Origin of the sequence: Methylacidimicrobium sp. AP8 (genome assembly GCF_903064525.1) — a bacterium.
In the GTDB taxonomy this organism is placed as follows: domain Bacteria; phylum Verrucomicrobiota; class Verrucomicrobiia; order Methylacidiphilales; family Methylacidiphilaceae; genus Methylacidimicrobium.
Map to the genome: position 1 here is coordinate 1,291,294 of NZ_LR797830.1, position 17,733 is coordinate 1,309,026.

21 protein-coding genes and 1 pseudogene are annotated in these 17,733 nt (G+C 64.5%); 8 read left to right on the top strand and 14 right to left on the bottom strand.

Translation table 11 applies throughout. The features are described 5' to 3' along the window. Positions 1 to 318 precede the first annotated feature (318 nt). On the top strand, positions 319 to 1,095 hold the full coding sequence (locus tag MTHMO_RS05995) for an MBL fold metallo-hydrolase (RefSeq protein ID WP_202213976.1): 777 nt from the start codon (positions 319 to 321) through the stop codon (positions 1,093 to 1,095). 297 nt (positions 1,096 to 1,392) lie between these two features. On the opposite strand, the gene MTHMO_RS06000 is transcribed toward MTHMO_RS05995, so the two are convergent. After that, complete coding sequence (locus MTHMO_RS06000) at positions 1,393 to 1,554, bottom strand: hypothetical protein (protein WP_202213977.1); 162 nt, start codon at positions 1,552 to 1,554, stop codon at positions 1,393 to 1,395. Positions 1,555 to 1,670: 116 nt separating this feature from the next. Here MTHMO_RS06000 and MTHMO_RS06005 point away from each other — a divergent pair, with 116 nt between their 5' ends. Further along, positions 1,671 to 2,189, top strand: coding sequence for a hypothetical protein (locus MTHMO_RS06005; RefSeq protein ID WP_202213978.1), 519 nt, complete (start codon positions 1,671 to 1,673; stop codon positions 2,187 to 2,189). A gap of 113 nt (positions 2,190 to 2,302) precedes the next feature. Here the strand turns inward: MTHMO_RS06005 and MTHMO_RS06010 are convergent, their stop codons facing one another. From MTHMO_RS06010 to MTHMO_RS06030, 5 genes and pseudogenes are all read right to left on the bottom strand, one after another. Further along, positions 2,303 to 3,025 carry a class I SAM-dependent methyltransferase gene (locus tag MTHMO_RS06010; RefSeq protein ID WP_202213979.1) on the bottom strand — a complete coding sequence of 241 codons (723 nt, stop codon included), beginning with the start codon at positions 3,023 to 3,025 and terminating at the stop codon, positions 2,303 to 2,305. Positions 3,026 to 3,171: 146 nt separating this feature from the next. Further along, entirely contained in the window at positions 3,172 to 4,173 is a 1,002-nt protein-coding gene (locus tag MTHMO_RS06015) for a cation diffusion facilitator family transporter (protein WP_202213980.1), read from the bottom strand. A 68-nt stretch (positions 4,174 to 4,241) separates the two neighbouring features. Next, complete coding sequence (locus tag MTHMO_RS06020) at positions 4,242 to 5,870, bottom strand: IS200/IS605 family accessory protein TnpB-related protein (RefSeq protein WP_202213981.1); 1,629 nt, start codon at positions 5,868 to 5,870, stop codon at positions 4,242 to 4,244. Beyond that, positions 5,863 to 6,425: pseudogene (locus tag MTHMO_RS06025) on the bottom strand (IS607 family transposase). Before MTHMO_RS06025 ends, MTHMO_RS06020 begins: the two are co-directional and overlap by 8 nt. Positions 6,426 to 6,768: 343 nt before the next feature. Beyond that, positions 6,769 to 6,984: a hypothetical protein gene (locus MTHMO_RS06030; RefSeq protein ID WP_202213982.1), complete on the bottom strand. Its 216-nt coding sequence runs from the start codon at positions 6,982 to 6,984 to the stop codon at positions 6,769 to 6,771. A gap of 305 nt (positions 6,985 to 7,289) precedes the next feature. Between MTHMO_RS06030 and MTHMO_RS06035 the strand changes: the two genes are divergently transcribed. After that, complete coding sequence (locus tag MTHMO_RS06035) at positions 7,290 to 7,529, top strand: hypothetical protein (RefSeq protein WP_237394800.1); 240 nt, start codon at positions 7,290 to 7,292, stop codon at positions 7,527 to 7,529. Between the two features lie 59 nt (positions 7,530 to 7,588). Here MTHMO_RS06035 and MTHMO_RS06040 read toward each other — a convergent pair whose 3' ends face one another. Both MTHMO_RS06040 and MTHMO_RS06045 read right to left on the bottom strand, forming a co-directional pair. Next, positions 7,589 to 7,993 carry a tetratricopeptide repeat protein gene (locus MTHMO_RS06040; RefSeq protein WP_202213983.1) on the bottom strand — a complete coding sequence of 135 codons (405 nt, stop codon included), beginning with the start codon at positions 7,991 to 7,993 and terminating at the stop codon, positions 7,589 to 7,591. Further along, positions 7,960 to 8,544 (bottom strand): tetratricopeptide repeat protein, encoded by a 585-nt coding sequence (locus tag MTHMO_RS06045; RefSeq protein WP_202213984.1) that lies wholly within the window; start codon positions 8,542 to 8,544, stop codon positions 7,960 to 7,962. The genes MTHMO_RS06040 and MTHMO_RS06045 overlap by 34 nt, the downstream gene beginning before the upstream one ends. A 254-nt stretch (positions 8,545 to 8,798) precedes the next feature. Between MTHMO_RS06045 and MTHMO_RS06050 the strand changes: the two genes are divergently transcribed. Further along, positions 8,799 to 9,248: a DUF5069 domain-containing protein gene (locus MTHMO_RS06050; RefSeq protein ID WP_202213985.1), complete on the top strand. Its 450-nt coding sequence runs from the start codon at positions 8,799 to 8,801 to the stop codon at positions 9,246 to 9,248. A 176-nt stretch (positions 9,249 to 9,424) separates the two neighbouring features. On the opposite strand, the gene MTHMO_RS06055 is transcribed toward MTHMO_RS06050, so the two are convergent. Together MTHMO_RS06055 and dtd are read right to left on the bottom strand one after the other, a co-directional pair. Then, positions 9,425 to 10,393 carry an NUDIX domain-containing protein gene (locus tag MTHMO_RS06055; protein WP_202213986.1) on the bottom strand — a complete coding sequence of 323 codons (969 nt, stop codon included), beginning with the start codon at positions 10,391 to 10,393 and terminating at the stop codon, positions 9,425 to 9,427. A gap of 56 nt (positions 10,394 to 10,449) precedes the next feature. After that, positions 10,450 to 10,905 (bottom strand): D-aminoacyl-tRNA deacylase, encoded by a 456-nt coding sequence (gene dtd / locus MTHMO_RS06060; protein ID WP_202213987.1) that lies wholly within the window; start codon positions 10,903 to 10,905, stop codon positions 10,450 to 10,452. 203 nt (positions 10,906 to 11,108) lie between these two features. Between dtd and MTHMO_RS06065 the strand changes: the two genes are divergently transcribed. The 4 genes from MTHMO_RS06065 to MTHMO_RS06080 all read left to right on the top strand — a co-directional run bounded on the left by MTHMO_RS06065 (position 11,109) and on the right by MTHMO_RS06080 (position 13,696). Then, the gene (locus MTHMO_RS06065; protein WP_202213988.1) at positions 11,109 to 11,339 is read left to right on the top strand and encodes a hypothetical protein; all 231 of its coding nucleotides are present in this window, start codon (positions 11,109 to 11,111) and stop codon (positions 11,337 to 11,339) included. 88 nt (positions 11,340 to 11,427) lie between these two features. Further along, positions 11,428 to 12,285, top strand: a complete 858-nt coding sequence (locus MTHMO_RS06070) for a DUF692 domain-containing protein (RefSeq protein ID WP_202213989.1) — start codon at positions 11,428 to 11,430, stop codon at positions 12,283 to 12,285. Continuing rightward, the gene (locus tag MTHMO_RS06075; protein ID WP_202213990.1) at positions 12,269 to 13,102 is read left to right on the top strand and encodes a putative DNA-binding domain-containing protein; all 834 of its coding nucleotides are present in this window, start codon (positions 12,269 to 12,271) and stop codon (positions 13,100 to 13,102) included. The genes MTHMO_RS06070 and MTHMO_RS06075 overlap by 17 nt, the downstream gene beginning before the upstream one ends. A 54-nt stretch (positions 13,103 to 13,156) precedes the next feature. Beyond that, positions 13,157 to 13,696, top strand: a complete 540-nt coding sequence (locus MTHMO_RS06080) for a phosphate-starvation-inducible PsiE family protein (protein ID WP_202213991.1) — start codon at positions 13,157 to 13,159, stop codon at positions 13,694 to 13,696. A gap of 294 nt (positions 13,697 to 13,990) precedes the next feature. On the opposite strand, the gene MTHMO_RS06085 is transcribed toward MTHMO_RS06080, so the two are convergent. The 4 genes from MTHMO_RS06085 to MTHMO_RS06100 all read right to left on the bottom strand — a co-directional run bounded on the left by MTHMO_RS06085 (position 13,991) and on the right by MTHMO_RS06100 (position 17,730). After that, on the bottom strand, positions 13,991 to 15,127 hold the full coding sequence (locus MTHMO_RS06085) for an IS1380 family transposase (RefSeq protein ID WP_202214866.1): 1,137 nt from the start codon (positions 15,125 to 15,127) through the stop codon (positions 13,991 to 13,993). A 151-nt stretch (positions 15,128 to 15,278) separates the two neighbouring features. Beyond that, positions 15,279 to 16,316: a hydrogenase expression/formation protein HypE gene (gene hypE / locus MTHMO_RS06090; RefSeq protein WP_202213992.1), complete on the bottom strand. Its 1,038-nt coding sequence runs from the start codon at positions 16,314 to 16,316 to the stop codon at positions 15,279 to 15,281. Next, positions 16,313 to 17,437 (bottom strand): hydrogenase formation protein HypD, encoded by a 1,125-nt coding sequence (gene hypD, locus MTHMO_RS06095; RefSeq protein ID WP_202213993.1) that lies wholly within the window; start codon positions 17,435 to 17,437, stop codon positions 16,313 to 16,315. Before hypD ends, hypE begins: the two co-directional genes overlap by 4 nt. Then, the gene (locus tag MTHMO_RS06100; protein WP_202213994.1) at positions 17,434 to 17,730 is read right to left on the bottom strand and encodes a HypC/HybG/HupF family hydrogenase formation chaperone; all 297 of its coding nucleotides are present in this window, start codon (positions 17,728 to 17,730) and stop codon (positions 17,434 to 17,436) included. The genes hypD and MTHMO_RS06100 overlap by 4 nt, the downstream gene beginning before the upstream one ends. Positions 17,731 to 17,733: the final 3 nt, after the last annotated feature.

The window sequence follows — 17,733 nt, forward strand, 5'->3', positions numbered from 1 at the left end:
CTAAGAATCGCGTGAAGACATCTGATCTCCCCGAGACCGTTCGATCCTAGCGGCCATTTCTCACAAGCTTTCTCCTACGGCTTGCAAAACGGGCTCGTCTGCTTCGCTCCCGCTTGGTTTTCCATCCTCGCAATATGTCTTCATACAGCTCCGGTGAAAAACCTGCGCCCGCCTCGCACCCAAGCCCATTTGCGGCGCCTCGGCTACGAAATTTGTCAGAAATAGCCGCTAAGGCCGACAGGCTGCTAGTCGGCGGCGTGCGAGTGATCGGCTTCGATTGGGCTGGCGTCCCGCCCGTCTTTCCGATAACCGGAAAGCATGCTTCGGCTCACGATCCTCGCCAGCGGGAGCAGCGGAAACGCGGCACTGCTGGAAGCGGGGAGTCGCCGTTGGCTGGTCGATGCCGGGCTCAGCAGCCGCCGTCTGGAAGAGCGCCTCCGGGCGGCCGGAGTCGAGCCTTCGAGTCTTTCGGGGGTCTTCTTGACGCACGAGCATGCCGATCATGCCCGCGGTTTGCGCGTTTTTCTGCAACGCCACTCCCTGCCGTTGTATTGCAACGAATTGACCTGGCTTGCCCTCGGGTGGCAAGCGAAGATCGACTGGCGGCGCATGGAAACCGCCGTCCGGCTCGACTTGGGCGGGATGGAGATCGAGAGCTTCCCGGTTCCGCACGATGCGGCGGATCCCGTCGGCTTTCTCTTTCACCATCCCGCCGGAACGATCGGTGTCTTGACCGACCTAGGCTACGCCACGCGCTTGGTCTGGGAAAAGATGAGCCGCTGCCGGGCGCTCCTCTTGGAAGCCAATCATGATCCGGGGCTCTTGCAGGCCGATTCCCGGCGGCCCTGGTCGGTCAAGCAGCGGATCCTCTCGCGCCATGGCCATCTTTCCAACCAGAGCGCGGCGGAGATCGCCACGGAACTCGCACGCCACGGCCTCCAAGAGATTATCCTCGGCCATCTCAGTGCGGACTGCAACCGGCCGGAACTGGTGGAGGAGACCGTCCGGAGCCGGCTGGAGGAAGCCCGCCTCCCTTCCCTCTCGGTTCATGTCTGGACCGAGGGTGCGCCCGTCCCTCCCCTCTGCTGGGGATAAACGCGCCGCCGGAGCCGACTCGCCGCTTGTTGCCGCTCCCGCGCTCCCCGCCGCTTGCTCTGCTGCGTTCTCGGATGCAGAGAGCGCGAAGTGGAGATCCAGCGAAGGCGCTTTTCTCGGCGCTGCGCGAGCGGTGCGAGATGCTCGGATTCGCAAAGGGCCTGCGCCGACTCCAGCACCGGTCGAAGCATGATCTGATTTCCGCTCCGGTTGACACCTCCGGTGGTCGCCGCGGGGCCCATTCTTCGTCTCGTTTGGGGGTTAGTTGCCGGCTGTCGGTGGAGAGGCGGCCGCCGGCTACCAGTCGCCGGCGGAAAAGACGCCGAACCGATTCGTCAGAACAAACCCGAACGTGAGGACCATGACGAAGAGTATCAGAAGGATAAGAATCAAGACGGGGCGAAAGTTCGTCTCGTTTCCGTCTCCGTCGGAATACGGCCATTTTGGATTACTGACCATTACGAGCAGCATACCAGCACTTCCCAGATCCCCAAGACAAGAATTCCATGGCGGGGGAAACCGGCGGATCGGATTTGCAGAAAGAGGAGCGGGTGTGCAAGGTTGCAAGAAGGAAGATGAGCAACGGCGTGAAAGCGGCCGCCGCCCTGATGGCTCTCGGCGGCTGGATTCTGCTTGTGATCGCGACCGCATCGGCCTTCCCGTTCGGAGCTTCCCTCTGGCTTTCGCTGGGTCACGCACCTCTGGATGCCCTACCGCAGATTCTCCCGTGGCGGAATGCCGTCTGGGCGCTTGCCGCCGGAGCGGGCTGGCTCCTGCTGCGCAAGCTCCGGTCGCGGCTCGAAGAGCGGCTTTCGGCCGAAGCGCAACGGCCGAGCCCCGAGGCGATCGAGCGACGCCTGCGAAGCGGCCGCCTCTATCAATGGTTCCTCATCGCCGTCACCTCCACGATGATCTTGGCCGCATGGATTTTCCATAACGCTCTCGGGTATGAACAAGAGCGGTTTAACCAGATTCTGCTCTGGCTTCTCGGGATTCAAGGCTTCCTGACCGCCGGAACCATCGCCTTCTTCGCCTACGGCGTAGATATCAGCGGCTTCTTCGGCCGCGGTACCGGGCGGCGCCGGCGCGGATAGGGCGAAGCATCGGCCGGAGCCGCGACACCGCTCGGGAAGCAAGAAGCTTTCCTCCGATCTCCGCGGGAGCCGTCGAGACCTTCCTCGCCGTATTCTCCTCTCGGAGAGCCTACCTACCGCTCGGGGACAAACTCGAGGAAGTATTGATACGGGAGGAAGTCGTGCTTCTCCACAAGACGGTAGCCGGCTTGCCGGAACTCATCCTCGGCTTCCTTCTCCAGGATCCGATGCGCCGGAGGCGGTCCCACGGGCGAGGTCGGGTTGAAGTCGATCAGGGCGATTCTCCCCCCCGGACGAAGAGCCGGCGCCAGCTTCCGGAGATATTCGATCCGGTTGTCGATGTGGTGGAGAACGACGCAGAAAAAGATCAGGTCGACCGATTGCGGCTTGAGGCCCGGGTCGCCCGGCGGAACCAGCTCGACCCTTACGTTCTTGAGGCCTTTCTTCGCGACTTCCTTGCGCAGGTAGTCGGCCATGGCGGGCTCGGAGTCGATCGCGTAAACCACCCCTCTCTCCCCGACCGCCCGGGAAAACCTCCGGGTGAAATAGCCCGTCCCGGCGCCGATATCCGCAACGGATGCCCCGGGCCGGAGCGCGAGCGCCTCGATCACCCGATCGGGCTTTTGCCACTTGTCTCTCTCCTTGGACTCGAAGAGCCGGGCATACTTCCCCACGTCGTGAAAGCTGTGGTGATACCCGTGCAGGGCCTTCGATCCTGTTTCCGGCGCGCTCGGCGCCTCTCCGGGAAGGATCGTCGCGCTCCCCAGCAGAAGAAATGCGGATAATGCGGATAACCGGACGAGCCGCCGGCCCGCCGTCGGAGGCAAATGATTCATGGGCACAACATCCTTCCCGGGTTTCGCAAGGAAGCACATTTCAGGGCACACGCACGGGCGTCCGCCGTGTCATGACAAGAATCGGCCTTCCCGCCCGCCCTGTCGAGAGGGTTTTTCCGCTGCCGGGACCTTCCTCGCGGGCCGCCCTACCCGTCGCCGCACGGCCGGACCCGGATCCTCGCGGACCCGAGAGCCGGGAGATGGGCGCGCAGATCCCGCTCCACGGCCGCGGAAACCCGCTCGGCCTCCCGGAGAGTGGGGTTCCCGTCCATCCCCAGGTCGAGCTCGACCGCCAGCCGATGGCCGATCCAGCGAGCCCGGACGTCAAGCAGCCGACACACGGACGTGGTATGGTCGGCGGCGTAGCGGATCGCCTCGACCACTTCCGGCTCGACCCCGTCGAGCATCCGCAAAAGCACCACGCCGGCCGCCTGCCAGAGGATGCCCAGGATGGCTGCGGTGATCGCCAGGCCGATCAGCGGATCGGCAACCGGAAATCCGAGCGCAGCACCGATGGCGCCCAACACCACAGCCAAGCTCGTCAGCCCGTCGGTGCGGGCGTGATAGCCGTCCGCAATCAAGGCTGCGCTCTGGATCCGCCGCCCCACACGGATTCGGTAGAGAGCGACGAGCTCGTTGCCGAGAAAACCCGCCACGCCGGCGGCGGCCACCCAGCCGGCGCCCGCGAGCGGCTTAGGGTGCAGGAGCCGCCGGGCCGCCTCGTAGCCGGAAACGAGCGCGCTCAAAAGGATGATGGCGACAATCGCCAAGCCCGCCAGATCTTCCGCCCGGCCGAGCCCGTAGGGGAAGCGCGGCGTCGGCTTGCGCCGGGCCAGCCGGAAGGCGGCCACGAGGGGAAGCGCGGTCGCCGCGTCCCCGATATTGTGGATCGCATCGGCGAGGAGGGCTACGCTGCCCGAGAGGAGGACGATCCCGAACTGCACCGCGGCGGTGACCAGCAGCACGCAAAAAGACCATTGCACCGCCCGGACTCCCTGTTCGGATGCAGCGATCGCCGGATCGATGCTCCCGTGCGAGTGGCCGTGACCGTGGACCGTCATGGGCTGAGGCGCGTGGGCAAATCCGGACGCCTCCCGCAGATGCGCGCGCGGTCGACCGCCCAAACGGGCGGAGGAAGGATCGTCCATCGCTCGGATTGTAATCGAATGCCGGCGGGGACAGAAAGCCGTTCCTAAAACCATAGACAACCATTCCCCTACCAGGGAAGATCGTCCACGACGTCGGCCGAACAGTGTTGCCGACGATTCGCGTGCCGGGGTTTCGCCGACAAAGTCCGGGTAGCGCCCAATGCCCGCGCTTTCGGGAGCAGAGGCGCGGGAGGCAAGCGGTTGCCTCCCGACCGGGCATGCGCTGCATGCGCCGCTTTGAGCCCCTTCCGAACGTCCGACCAGAACGACCACACATGCTTCGTCCGATTCCTCGCGGGTAGGGCGAAGGTGACGTGGCCGCCATTGCGGGTCGGCACGACGGCCTCCCGCACGGACGGGCGCTCGGATAGGCCCAATCCTCTCCGGGCGATGGCGTAGGCCGCGCCCTGGTGAGAACCGATGCCATGACGGCGCGCGTGGTTGACCGCGCCAATCACGGAAGTGTAGGCCGGGTCGACTTCGATCACCTCGACTCCGGCACGAAAGGAAGCCGCCTTGAGCATCGCGATTGTCTTGGCGTAGGCGAAGGATGAGAGCGAGCGAGCCCGGACGGGATCGACCGCCTCCAGCTCGGCCCTCCGCTTGCGAAGATCCAATCGCTCGATCACGAGCGGCTTGCCCGATTCGGCGCAGGCCCGGGCGATCTGTCGGCACGCATCGCCGATTCTGGCTTTCGCTTGCTCCTCGCTCTTCCCATAGAGATGCAATCCGATCCGGCGGACTTCCACGAGATTCCCGAAGCGATCCGTTTCGGCCAAGGCAAGATGATCCGGGTTAATGTCAACGCCGATCGCTCCGGCAAGGCGGCGTGTCACCAGGGCAACCGGTTGCGCCTCGACGCTCACGAACACCCGCCAGCCTTTCCGATCCCGCACGAAGCGGTAGCTCACGGCGGATCCCTCCCGCTTGCGGACGAGCTTCACCGTCTTGGTTTGTGCGATCACGACCCGGCCGGCGGAGAGGGTCTGGAGGATCGCTTCCTGGCCGTAGGCGAAGCGAACACCCTCAATCACCAGATGCTTGCTTGGTTCCCCCGTTCCGTCCGGCAGCCGCAACCGCAGCCGCAGGCTGCCGTCCGGAGCGACCGTGGCTTGGCAGGACTGGTTGCCCGATGTCTCGTCCTTCGATCCGAGCACAAAGAACTGGCTGCTCCGCTCCGCCTGCCAATCCTTCTTCCATGCGGCATGGTCCGCATAGCCGTTCTCTTCCAGGGCAAACTGCCTCCGGAAGAGGCGTCGGGAACCGAAGCAGAGCCGGACCCGGCCGGACTCCTGATCGGCGCTCAGAGAGGCGAGTTTGGCCTGGAGGATGGCAAGCCGACGCTTTTTCTGATGCAGGGTGTTCGATCCAGGCGCTTTCTTCTCAAGCCTGATGATTGCTTTCTGGCCTCTCTTGATTCGTGCTTGTAACTCCTCGATCAACTCGGGCCGCCTCTCCCGGATCGAGGCGATCTTGCCTTCGAGCTCGACCCGAATGGCGTTGAACTGCCGGGCGGTGAGGCCGAACCGGCGCAGAAACGACCGCTTGAGCTCGTTCATGGATGCGCCAGCCCGCATCTTGGCGAAAAGAGTCCGCTGCGCCCGCCCGTAGAGTTCCGCATAGACATCAAGCGACGCCGACTGCTCGGGTGTGAGCCGCAAACGGGTCTGGTAGGTGACAACCGGGAGCTTACTCATGGATCGCTTCCAGTGCCTTCTTGGCGCGGTTCTGGGCGGATCGCTTCCCGTAAAGCCTGGCACACATCGAAACTATGACCTCGTGCAGGTCGCGCACGATATCGTCGGTCATCTCGTCCGGATCGACCACTAGAACCGATCGGCTCTGCGCGTACAGAAGCCGCTTCCACGTACTCCAAGCCGAAGCGCATCAGCCGGTCCCGATGCTCCACCAGAATGACGCCAACCTTCGGATCACGCAAGAGCCCGATCATGCCTTTCCGATGGCCGTTCATTCCGGAGCCGACCTCCTTGACGGCCTTGACGATCGGCAACCGTTTGCTTGAGCGCGAACTCGGTCAGCCGAGCCAATTGCCGGTCCAGATCCGCTTTCTGATCGGAGCTGGATACCCGTGCGTAAAGGGCGACCCCATTGGGTTGCGAGGGCTCCGCATGCACGATCACCGTTCCGGTCGGCAACTGCTCGGCCGGGACGGGCAAACGCCCTTCCTTCCACATCCGCCAAGCCGTCTTGTAGCAGACGCCCTGCCGCTTGGCCCAGACACTCAACTTCACTCGGACATACTGCCATTAAACTTGCTATGTGTCCATATATTTTTTAGCTGCTGGCAGCCCCTAAGAATCCGGCCGCAGGAGAAAGCCCGTGAGACCTGCCGACCGGGGCGATCCTCAAGGCTTCGGCGGATCCCTTCGAAGACGCGAGCCGGCCCGACCTATCGGACCTTGCCTGCGCGGAAAAGGAACGCTGCTCGGCGCGGGAACAAAGGCTCCGAGCGAGCGTATCCGGTCGATCGGGCCGGAAGGAGAATCCTCGTCCTTTCCGGCGGAGCGCCGGCGACCGATGCCGGACGGGACGGCGCCGCCCCTCCGGAGAGTTGGAAACCGCGGGAGTCCTTCCTTAAGGCTCCTTGTCGTGCATCGTCGCCTCGCCCTTCGCGGCCTCCTCGGCATGGTGCTCGGCATGTCGGGCATGCCCATGGGCGATGTGCGCGTGGTGCCCGGACTCGGCGTGCTCTCCCTTGCGATGGTGCTCCGCCGCCTTCTTGTGATGGGCGGCTGCACGCTCATGATGCATGGCCGCTTTCTCGTGGTGTTCCGCGACTGTGTCCGCCATAGATACCTGTCCGTCTTCCGCGTTGGAGTTGGTAGGAAACCAAAAAGCAATGGTCTTTGGTTAGCAATTTTTAACTAAATCCCTTGTCCCTCGTCAAGGGGAAAGCGGCGGATCCGGAGCGCCGGGTGGCGCCGCGCCTATGGCAAAAGAGCGGACGCTCCTCCGATCGCCGGTCTCGGCTGCGGAAAAACTCGCTTGCCGATGAAATCTCATTGTTCTCCGCCTGCCTTTGGGCTTACAAGCGCTAGGCTTATGCCGACAGGAATCCTCGAAGAGCGTCCTCTCTCCAACGCAAGCCGCCGCCGATGAAACGGATTTGCTCCTTCAAGATCCCGACGCTTTCCCTCCCGCTGATTCTCTTCTTTTTCTGCCCCGCAGCGAGCCGAGGCGCGGCACTTCTGAAGACGACCAAGGGCTACCGGCTCTCGATCCTCCCGGCGATGGGGGCGGAACCGGTTGAGCGCGAGGCGCCGCCGAAGGCCAAAGGGAAGGTCCGTGTGAAGACCTTGCGGGAGACGGTCTACGGAACGAAGAAGCGCCCGTAGCGCCCGCTCTCCGGGCCGGCTCGGGTTTCCCACAAAAGCGATAGCCGCGCCTTAGCCGCCTAAGGCGCCGCGAGCTTTCGGGCGAGTTCTTTCCCCGCATCGGGATCCAGCTCGCGAACCTTTCGGCTCGCCTCGGCCATTTTATCCTTGCGGCCCGCTTCCTTGTACACGGTCGCAAGATTATACCAGGCTGCTACATAGTCGGGCTTGAGTCGAACGGCCGTCCGGCACGCCGCGATCGCCGCATCGTATCGCTTCAATTCCCCGTAGGCGCACCCGAGATTGCACCACGCCTCCGGAAGGTCGGGCCGGAGCCGCGTCGCCTTTTCCAAGGCTGCAACCGCTTCGGAATGGCGCCCGAGCTCTACGTAGACCGCGCCCAAATCTGACCAAGCTCTGCCGAAATCTTCCTGCTGCCGGACGGCCTTCTTCAGGGCATCCGCCGCTTCCGCGTACCGCCCCAAATACGCATACAGCAGGTTCCCAGGTTACACCATGCCTTGGCAAAATCCTGCTTTCTTCGGATCGCTTCCCGGTAGGCGCGGATCGCTTCGTGATACTTGCCCAGCTTCTCGTCGGCGAGACCGAGGAAAAACCAAGCAGCCGCCTCGCTCGGATAGGCCTCGCTCCATTTGCGGGAGAGGTCGAGCAGGCTCTTCCATTCGTTCGCTTTTTCGAGCGCGATCGCCCGCTTGAAGTAAGCAAGTTCCCGATCGCCGCCGTCCCGCTCGCGACGAGCGCCGGCGATGTCCGATTCGCGAAGAGGGCTTTCCGACAACTCCTCGGCGGGAAGCGCAACGTCTCGGAGGCCCGCGCCGTCGGACAGGACCCGGTCCGCGACCGGGAAGGAAGGGAAACCGGTCTGCTTCCCGCTTAGCGCCCAGGCCCGAGCCGAAAGCGGGAGCAGATCGAGTCCCGCCCCGAAAAGGAGGAGAACGGAAGAAACAACAGCCCGTCGCCTGCCGCGGAAAGAGGGTCGAGGGCGTCCGACGTGCTCGGCCGCAAGGACGTGCATCGGATGAAGGACCCTTGGATGATCCGTAGGAGAGAATGACATCCCTAGCTGCCGTTTTTTTTGGGTGGGAGTATGTCCGTAGCACCTCCTTTTGGCAAAGGAATTAGCACAAGGCCCTGTTTTTTCAGCCGGCCGCGCAAGGCGGAGCGCCGACCTCGATCGACCCGAGCACGGCCAAAGAGATTGCCTTTCCGCGGATGTCTGCGCCATAAAATAGCCGGCAGACGCAACCGCACCAGTCTGTTTTGCGGCCCATGAGCATCCCCGTCCTCGATCTGACCATGCGCCCGCCGCGCAGCCCGCGGGTTCGGTTGGGAGGGTACGTCTGCCTCCCCCGCCTCCTCGACAAAGGCCGGGCTCATCTTGCCGGCAAGGCGGGCGACTATCGGTACAACTGCCCTCTGGACCAACGCTGGTTTGCCTTCGCGGGCCTTTCGGCGGATGCCCTTCTGGCCGAGATCGCGAAGGAGAAGGGAGACGGCGAGCTGCTGGCGTGGATCTCCGAAAACGCCGCGTGCCGGCGCGCTCCCTGGGAGATCGCCGCCTGGTCCGCCTACATGGAGGCCCGCGCCCCTGGAGATGCCGAATCGCACGAGATCTTCGCCGAAAAAACCCGCAAGCTCGCTCCCTTCCGGGAAGACATCGTCACTTGGTTCGATCTTCTCGATCTGGACGACTATGTCTCCTTCGGAGGAAAGGCCTAACCGCCGTTTCTAAATTCCGTAGCCGAGGCGCCGCAAATGGGCTTGGGCGCGAAGGCGGGGCGCAGGTTTTCCCCCGAAGCTGTAGGAAGGCATGCTGCGCGGAGGGAAAACCCACCCCAACGAAGCAGACGAGCCCGTTTTGCAAGCCGTAGGAGAACGCTTGTGAGAAATGGCGATTAACCATCCAGCCGGCCCAACGCCCGAAGCAGGAGATCTCGATCCGGGGCCGTCCGGATCCCGGGCTCCGGAGACCTCAGCTTCTCCTTCAGCCGGCGGCAAGCCGCCAGGATGATCTCCCGGTGATCGAAGGCAAGAGCAGGGAGGTCGGCGACCGGAAACCAGCGGACCGCGGCCGCATCGCTTCCCGCCTCGGCGCGCACCGACCCGGGCTCGACCCAGGCCGCATGAGCGACGCTCACGACGGGCCCGCGCGGATCGCGCCCAGGTCGCCCGAAAACGCCTACTTCCCAAAACGCAAGACCGGCCAGCCCCGCCTCCTCGCGGAGTTCTCGAGCCGCCGCCGCAAGCGGCTCTTCTCCCGCCTCGACGAAGCCTCCGGGGAGAGCCCAGCAGCCCGCATAGGGGGGATTTTTCCGCTCGACCAGCAGCACGGAGAGCTCTTCCCCGTTGAGCCCGAGGACAACCGCGTCGGCGGTCAGCGCAAAGCGCGCGATCTCCGCCCGGAGGCCCGGAGAGGCGGGCGATCCGCCCGCGGCTCCGGCCGGTTCTTTTTCCTCGGTCCGGAAGACGATCCCTTCCTTTTGCACCTCCCGGTAGGGCAATAGCCAGACCAGCGACTCGTCATGAAGATCGACGACCTGGATCCGATTCCCCCACGGGTCCCGGAAATCGCAGCGGAAGCCCGGAATGAGCGAGAGCCCGTACTTCCGGGTGATCTTCTCGCGCACCTCCGCCAGCTGGCGCTCGTCCCGGACCAGAATTCCGAAGTGGCGCTGCCGATCCGGCCGGACCTCCGGAACGACGAAGAGAGCCAGGAACTGGTGCTCGCCCAGGGCGAAGAACGCGTCGCCCTCCCCTTGATCGAGCAGCCGCAGGCTGAAGACATCCTGATAGAAGGCGATCGCGGCTTCTCGCTCTCCCACCTCGATCGCGACATGGTTGCACCCGTAAACCCGGACGCTCACGCGGCGATTATCGGCGAGCCGGTGCCGAAGGACAATTCGGATTCCCCAGCTCCCCCTCAGTCCGCGGAAGCGCCTCCCGCCCGAAGCCAGAAGGTGACTGGCCCCGCGTTGACCAGCGCCACGTCCATGTCGGCGCCGAAGATCCCGCTGGCGACCTCTCCGTGACGCTCCCGCGCCCGATCGACTAGATACTCGAAGAGCTCCCTTCCGATCTCCGGGCCGGCGGCGGGCGAGAAGCTCGGGCGGCACCCCTTTCGCGTGTCCGCCGCAAGCGTGAACTGAGGAACCAGCAGCAGCCCGCCGCCGGCCTCGCGGAGAGAGCGGCCCATCCGCCCCGCCTCGTCCGGAAAGATCCGGTAGCCGAGCATCCGCTCCAGGAGCCTTTCGGCCGCGGCCTTCCCATCCCCGCGCTCGACGGCGATCAGGCCGAGAATCCCCGTTCCGATTGCGCCCACCGGCCGCCCGGCTACCAACACCCGCGCCTCGCGTACCCGTTGAATCAACGCGATCATCTTCGATTCTCCCGCCCGCCGGTCGTCTCGATCGGGACCGGTTCGGGCCCGCCCCGGGCGAAAACAAGTCCGGGATTGCCGGAATTTAACCTTGCCAGCCGTCCGCTTCGATCGTAAAGAAAGGCAATCTGTGGAACGGCCCCGAGCGGTAGCAAACGCCCGGAAGTCGTCCACCCAAACTTGCATGCAAGGAGGAAAACGAAATGAAGCATCGTAGCGTAGCACTCCTGACGGCTGCCGCCTTCGCCGGATTGCTCGCCGGATCGTCCCTACGCGCCAGCGGGGCGGATCTTACTACGGAATCGGGAAGCGCGCACTCCCAGATGACGTCGGAAAAAGGAAGCTGCGGGCAGTGCAGCAGCAAGAAGGAGAAGAAGGAGAAGAAGTCGAAGAAGAAAAAGAGCAAAGAGGGTGAGCAGGGCGGGCAGCAGTAGGCGTCCGGCCTGATCGTCTCTCGATATTTCGGCACTTCTAGGCAGGCGGGTTGGCTCGCCTGCCTTTCTTCTCTCTAAACCGGCTCCCTTGCCCAGCAATCGATTCAACGCGTTCTCTGGATACGGCATCGGTATCGGGCTGCGCCTTCCCCATTACGATCACATTCTACGGGAGAAGCCGGTAGTCGACTGGTTCGAGCTGCTCTCCGAAAATTTTCTGGCCGAAGGCGGGAGGCAGCGGGCGGTGCTCGACCGGATCCTCGAGCAGTACCGGGTGGTCCTCCACGGCGTCGGCCTCTACTTTGGCTCCGCCGGCCCGCTCGACCGCGACCATCTTCGAAAGCTCAAGGCGTTGGTGCGCCGGACGAAGACGCCCTGGCTCTCGGACCATCTCTGCTGGGGAAGCGTCGATGGGCGGTATAGCCACGACCTTCTCCCCATGCCGTTTACGATGGCCGCGGCTCGGCACACCGCGGCCAAGATCCGCCAAGCCGCGGACTTCCTCGAGGTTCCCGTCTCCGTGGAGAACATCAGCAGCTACATGGAGCTCAAAGCGTCCACTATGACCGAATGGGAATTCCTCCGGGAGGTTTCGGAGCTGGCCGATTGCGGGATCCTGCTCGACGTGAACAACGTTTATGTCGCAAGCCGGAACCATGGCTTCGATCCCGGCACCTACCTCGACAACGTTCCGGCCGATCGCGTGGCGCAGATCCATATCGGAGGCCACAGCCGCCAGGCCGGCCTCCTCCTCGACACCCACGACCGGCCGGTGGCCGATCCGGTCTGGCGGCTCTACGGCCGGGCGATCGCCAAGTTCGGACGGACCCCTACCCTCCTCGAATGGGACGATCGGATCCCCTCTTTTGAAGAAGTCCACCGTGAAGCCCGCAAAGCCGACCGCTTCCTCGCCTCCCTCGCCCCGGTCCATGCCAAGCGCGGATAGCCTCGAGGAGCTCCGGGAGCTCCAGCGGCTTCTCTTCTCCTGCATTACCCGCCCTTCCGGCCCGGACGAGGGTTCGGTCGGCTTTGCGGCGCAGCTCGTCCGATCCTCCGGCAAGCTCGCCCCCGTCGACCGGATCGAGATCTACCGCCGACAATACTGGATCCGGCTCCTCTCGGCTTTGTCCGAGGACTATCCGGGCCTGGCGGGCCTGCTGGGAGCCGAGCGCTTCCGCCGGACCGCGCAAGCCTACCTTCTCCGCTATCCTCCCACTTCTCCCATGCTCCCGGAGCTCGGTTCCCGGCTTCCCCGCTTCCTCCGCGAAGAGCCCGGCTGGGCGGCTCCTTTCCCGCCGCGGCTGGTGCTCGACCTCGCGCGATTCGAGTGGGCGAAGATCGCCGCCTTTCATGCCCCGGAAGCCCCGCTTCCGCAAAAGGAGGAATTGAGCTCTCCGGAGATTCGGCTTTTCCTGCAGCCCCACCTGAACCTCCTCCATCTGCGCTATCCGGTCGATCGGCCGGAGCCCGGGGAGACCTTCCGGTCCACCCCGCTCCGTCCCGAAGCCCGGCGGATCGTCGTCCACCGGCAGGGATCGACCGTCTACCACAAGCTCCTCCCGCGCGAGGCCTTTTCCCTGCTCCGCTCCTTCGCCAAGGGAATCTCTCTTTTTCAAGCCTGCCGGCGGACGGCCGCCCGGTTTCCCGATCTCGCGCCCGAGCGCTACCGGGACTGGTTCCGGGAATGGGCCGCGCTCGGCTGGCTGACGACCTCTCCCTCCCTCGCCAGGGCGGGTCGGCCGCAGGCCTCCAAGACTGCTTGACCTCCCCGTGGTTATCCGTATTGGTTTTCCTGCCCCGCCGAACAGCCCCCTTTCATGGAACGCCCGGAAACCGCTCTTGTCCGCTGCGAATTCGGCCGGGGCCTCCTGCAGAAGGCCCTTCTCCGCTTCTTCCGGATCGCGGTCGCCGCCGCCTTCAACCTGATCATCCTCCTGCTGCTGGTCGGACTGGGGATCGAGATCGTCCGGAGCATCGGGGAGCTCGCTCCGACGCTGGTGGGAGCCGCCCCGGCCTGGAGCTTCCGCAACCTGGTCGCCAGAACGCTCTCGCTTGTCGTGCTCCTCGAGCTCTTGCGCGCCTTCGTCGAGTACTTCCAATTCGATCGGATCCGGCTCCACGTGCTCTTGGAGGCGGCGGCCGCTTTCGTCTTGCGCGAGCTGATGCTCTCGCTCTTCGACGAAAAGATCTCCGGGGTCAACGTGCTCATTTGGAGCGTCGCGGTGGTCGTCCTTGTGATCGGTCGGTCGATCGCGCTCTTTTCCTCTCCGCAGAATCTCTGGCCCCCATCCGGCAAGCGGCCGCTTCCGGAAACGCGCGCCGAGGGCTCCCAAGCCGGCCGCCCGATGGTCGACTAGCAGATACGCGGCAGCTGCTCGCCCGGCAGTAGCGGGAGCAGGCGCCGTCCGCCGATCACAGGCGACCCCTTCCAGCAGCTCCTCCACCGCCATTTCTCACCAGTGCGAGCTTTCGCGCGAGAAAGGTGCTGGTCGAGTCGCTTGCGAGCCGTTCCGGCCGCCAGGATCGAGTGAGATTTTCATTCGATTTGCCTTAAGGCGAGCGCTGCAAAGCGCAAAAAGCCGCTTGTGGAGCAAGGCTCCGCCCGATCGTAGGCTTTGCGGAAGGAGAAGAGGTGGGGTTTTGATACCTGCTCAACAACGCAGCACTCGGAAGAGGTGAGTAAAGAGGCTCTTCCAAGGATAGGCGCTGCTCATCGAGAGGAAGACGCGGCGGACGCTGACGCGGACCAGCGTGCCGATCTTAAAGAGCTTGAGCCGTAGGGTGTCGACCTGGGCCTCGGCCCAGTCCGTTCCTCGCAGACCGAGCCGTCGCAGCGCTTCCAGGTACTCGGCTTTGGCGACCACCCGGCGCTCCCTCGACCAGCTGCTCAAGGTGCGGTAGGCAAACTCGGTAAAGAAGCGGGCCGACTTGCCACTCGACTCGTGCAGACGACGGGCTTGCTCCATCGACCCCTGAATGGTCCGGCACAAGCGCTCGTTGCGCGCCAAGCCGAAGAGGTAGTCGACTTGATTGGCTTCGCACCAAGCCATGATCTCTTCCCGGCAGAAGCCCGAATCGGCCCGGAGCACGATCCGGACTCCGGGCCAACGGGTACGGAGTTGTTCCACGATCCGGCTCACCTCCGTAAGGGAGCCCGCCGACGCATCCTGGTTCGATGGCCGAAGCCGGACGCCAAGGAGTTGATCGCCAGCAAAGATGTAGAGCGGCAAATAGCAGTAGGAGTCGTAGTAACCATGGAAGAAGCGCTCCGGCTGATGTCCGTAAAGGGGGATGTCGGTCGCATCCAGATCGAGCACCACCTCCTCAGGGGGCTGGGGATGCGATTGGAGGTAGAGATCGACCAGAAGACGGTCGATCGCTTCGGCCGAGTAGTCGATCTTGTGGTAGCGCTCGCTTCGACCCACCAGTTCCAGCCGGTTGAGCGTGCTCTTGCCCGCCAGATCCTCTTCCAGATCGCTTTTCCCGCTCAGGAGAGCAACCAGCGGATCGGTCCGCAACTGCTCATGGTCGTCGAGGTCTTCGTAGCCCATCGCAATCCCGAAAATGCGCTGGGCAAGCATCTCCCGTACCCGATGCACAATGCGTTTCGGATGGCGTCGATCCACGAAGCAACCCTCTAACCGTCTTAACAAACCGATCTTCCGATCCGCTTCCCGCAACAGAATTGCGCCCCCATCGCTGGAGATCCGACCCGCGGTAAATCCCGCTTCCACCCGTCGCGAAAAATGATCTGTAAACGCAAAAGTCTCTTGGCTACACTCTGTCAGGGAAGGCCGTTTCTTTTTCCTGGTTGTAGTAACGTGTTGTTAACGCACTTATACCAGGGAAAGACGGCCTTTCCTATGCCCTTTTGCCGGATTTTTTGCCTTCCGCTATGCCTGCCATTGGTGAGAAATCGGGGCTAAGGCCGACAGGCTGCTAGCAGATCCGCGGCAGCTGCTCGCCCGGCAGGAGCGGGAGCGGGCACCGCCCGCCGATCGCGCTCCGCAGGAGCGCCTTGCCCGGATGCTCTCCGACGACTCGCCCGATGACGGCGGCCTGCGGCCACCCGTTCCTCCTGAGCTCGGCAACCGCCTCCTCCGCGACCCCGGAGGCGACCACGGCGGCGAACCGCCCTTCGCAAGCCACGTAGAGCGGATCGATTCCCAGGATCTCGCAGGCCGAGGCGACCGGATCCTCCACCGGAATCGACGCCTCGTCGACCTCGATCCCCCGGTGGCTCTGCTGGGCCGCCTCCGCCAGGACGGTGGCCAGCCCCCCCCGGGTGGCATCGCGCAGGAAGTGGATCTGCGGCCCGAACCGGTCGAGCAGCCGGAGAACCGCATCGTGCAAGGGAGCGGTGTCGCTCGCGATCGTCGATTCGAAGGAGAGGCCTTCCCGCACCGAGAGGATCGCCGCGCCATGGTCGCCCACCGGCCCGTTGAGAAGGATCCGGTCGCCTTCCCGGATTCTCCCGGCCGAGATCGCGGCGCGGGGGTGGAGATCCCCTATTCCGGTCGTGTGCAGAAAGATCCCGTCGCCCTTGCCCCTTTCGACGACCTTCGTGTCGCCGGTCACGATCGCCACCGAACATTCGGCGGCGGCCTGCCGAATCGAGCAGAGAACCTTCCAGAGGTCCGCGACCGGAAGCCCCTCCTCCAAGATCAATCCCAAGGCCAGATAACGGGGCCGGGCGCCGCACATCGCCAGGTCGTTGACCGTCCCGTGGACGGCGAGCCTGCCGATGTCTCCTCCGGGGAAGAAGAGGGGAGAAACGACGAAGCTGTCGGTCGTCATCGCGATGCGGCCCCCCGCGGCCACCACCGCCCCGTCATGCCTTTCGGCAAGCTCAGGACTGCCGAACAAGCCGAAAACGGGCTCGAGCAGCTTCTGCATCAACACCCCGCCGCTCCCGTGGCCGAGCTGGATCTCGGAGAAGTCGAGCTTCGGCAGCGGACAGGAGAAGCCTGGATTCATGTTTGGCCGCCGCCCGCGCTTCCGGCTCCCTCCCCCGAGCCGATCCCGGCGAAATGATAGTAGGCGGCGCAGGCTCCCTCCGAGGAGACCATGGGCGCCCCCTTGGGGGTTATCGGGGTGCACTCCTTGCCGAAGAGCGGGCACTGGTGCGGCTTGAGAATCCCCTTGAGGATCAGCCCGGCCCGGCAGCCGCTTGCCGCCCCCCTTCCGCCGGAATCGAGCGCAAACTTGAGGCGCGCGTCGAAGGCCTTCCACTCCGGGCGTAGATCGAGCCCGCTCCCGGGGATCGTGCCGATCCCCCTCCACTCCCGATCGACGCGGGCGAACACCCGCGCCAGCAGGGCCCGCGCCTCCGGATTCCCCTCCCGGCGGACTACCCGGCGATAGGCGTTTTGCGCCGTCGCCCTTCCCTCTTCCAACAGGACGACCAGCTCGAGGATCCCCTCGAGCAGGTCGAGCGGCTCGAAGCCCGTGACCACGATCGGCACCCGGTGGCGCGCGGCCAGCTCCTCGTACTCCTCGTATCCCATGACGGTGCAGACGTGGCCTGCGGCCAGGAAGCCGTCGATCCGGCAGTCGGGATCGGCCAAGAGCGCTTCCATCGCGGGCGGAACGAGCACATGGGCGGAAAGGAGCGAGAAGTTGCGCAGGCCCTCCCGGGCCGCATGAACGACCGCAAGGCCGTTGGCGGGAGCCGTCGTCTCGAAGCCGATCGCAAAGAAAACAAACTCCTTGGCAGGGTTCTCCCGCGCCATCCGCACGGCCTCCAAGGGAGAGTAGACCATGCGCACATCCGCTCCGGACGCCTTGGCTTCCCGCAGGCTCTTCCGCGAACCGGGAACCCGCAGCATGTCCCCGTAGGAGCAGAGGGCGACCCCCCGCTCGGCGAGCTCCACGGCTTGGTCGACCAGGCGAAGGGAAGTGACGCAGACCGGGCAGCCCGGTCCGTGGACGAGCGTGATCTCCTTCGGCAGAAGCGAGAGGATCCCATACTTGACTAGGTTGTGCGTCTGCCCGCCGCAGACCTCCATGATCCGCCAAGGGCGGGTGACTCGTTCGCCGATCCGGGCCAAGATCCGCCCGACGAGCACCGGATCCCGATACTCGGAGAGCAGCTTCATGGCGGGCCCCCCCGGTCGTCTCCGCCGTCTGTCGGCGCCCGGGCTGCTTCTTCCACCTCCTCAACCTCTCCCATCTCCCGCAGCAGGGCGAAGGTCTTTTCCGCTTCCTCCGCGTCCACCCGGGCGATCGCCAGCCCCACATGGACCAGGACGTAATCCCCCTCCCGCGCCTCCGGCAAGAGCTCGAGGTTCACCTCCTTGACCACCCCGCCGAAGCTCGCCTTTCCCATCCGGAAGCCGCCCGGAAACGGGGTATAGATCTCCTTCAGTTCGCCAGGAATTGCCAAGCACATCGG

Coding starts and splice junctions, on each gene's coding strand:
- MTHMO_RS05995 (WP_202213976.1), top strand. CDS start 319: ATGCTTCGGCTCACGATCCTCGCCAGCGGGAGCAGCGGAAACGCGGCA.
- MTHMO_RS06000 (WP_202213977.1), bottom strand. CDS start 1,554: ATGGTCAGTAATCCAAAATGGCCGTATTCCGACGGAGACGGAAACGAG.
- MTHMO_RS06005 (WP_202213978.1), top strand. CDS start 1,671: ATGAGCAACGGCGTGAAAGCGGCCGCCGCCCTGATGGCTCTCGGCGGC.
- MTHMO_RS06010 (WP_202213979.1), bottom strand. CDS start 3,025: ATGAATCATTTGCCTCCGACGGCGGGCCGGCGGCTCGTCCGGTTATCC.
- MTHMO_RS06015 (WP_202213980.1), bottom strand. CDS start 4,173: ATGGACGATCCTTCCTCCGCCCGTTTGGGCGGTCGACCGCGCGCGCAT.
- MTHMO_RS06020 (WP_202213981.1), bottom strand. CDS start 5,870: ATGAGTAAGCTCCCGGTTGTCACCTACCAGACCCGTTTGCGGCTCACA.
- MTHMO_RS06030 (WP_202213982.1), bottom strand. CDS start 6,984: ATGGCGGACACAGTCGCGGAACACCACGAGAAAGCGGCCATGCATCAT.
- MTHMO_RS06035 (WP_237394800.1), top strand. CDS start 7,290: ATGAAACGGATTTGCTCCTTCAAGATCCCGACGCTTTCCCTCCCGCTG.
- MTHMO_RS06045 (WP_202213984.1), bottom strand. CDS start 8,544: ATGCACGTCCTTGCGGCCGAGCACGTCGGACGCCCTCGACCCTCTTTC.
- MTHMO_RS06050 (WP_202213985.1), top strand. CDS start 8,799: ATGAGCATCCCCGTCCTCGATCTGACCATGCGCCCGCCGCGCAGCCCG.
- dtd (WP_202213987.1), bottom strand. CDS start 10,905: ATGATCGCGTTGATTCAACGGGTACGCGAGGCGCGGGTGTTGGTAGCC.
- MTHMO_RS06065 (WP_202213988.1), top strand. CDS start 11,109: ATGAAGCATCGTAGCGTAGCACTCCTGACGGCTGCCGCCTTCGCCGGA.
- MTHMO_RS06075 (WP_202213990.1), top strand. CDS start 12,269: ATGCCAAGCGCGGATAGCCTCGAGGAGCTCCGGGAGCTCCAGCGGCTT.
- MTHMO_RS06080 (WP_202213991.1), top strand. CDS start 13,157: ATGGAACGCCCGGAAACCGCTCTTGTCCGCTGCGAATTCGGCCGGGGC.
- hypE (WP_202213992.1), bottom strand. CDS start 16,316: ATGAATCCAGGCTTCTCCTGTCCGCTGCCGAAGCTCGACTTCTCCGAG.
- hypD (WP_202213993.1), bottom strand. CDS start 17,437: ATGAAGCTGCTCTCCGAGTATCGGGATCCGGTGCTCGTCGGGCGGATC.
- MTHMO_RS06100 (WP_202213994.1), bottom strand. CDS start 17,730: ATGTGCTTGGCAATTCCTGGCGAACTGAAGGAGATCTATACCCCGTTT.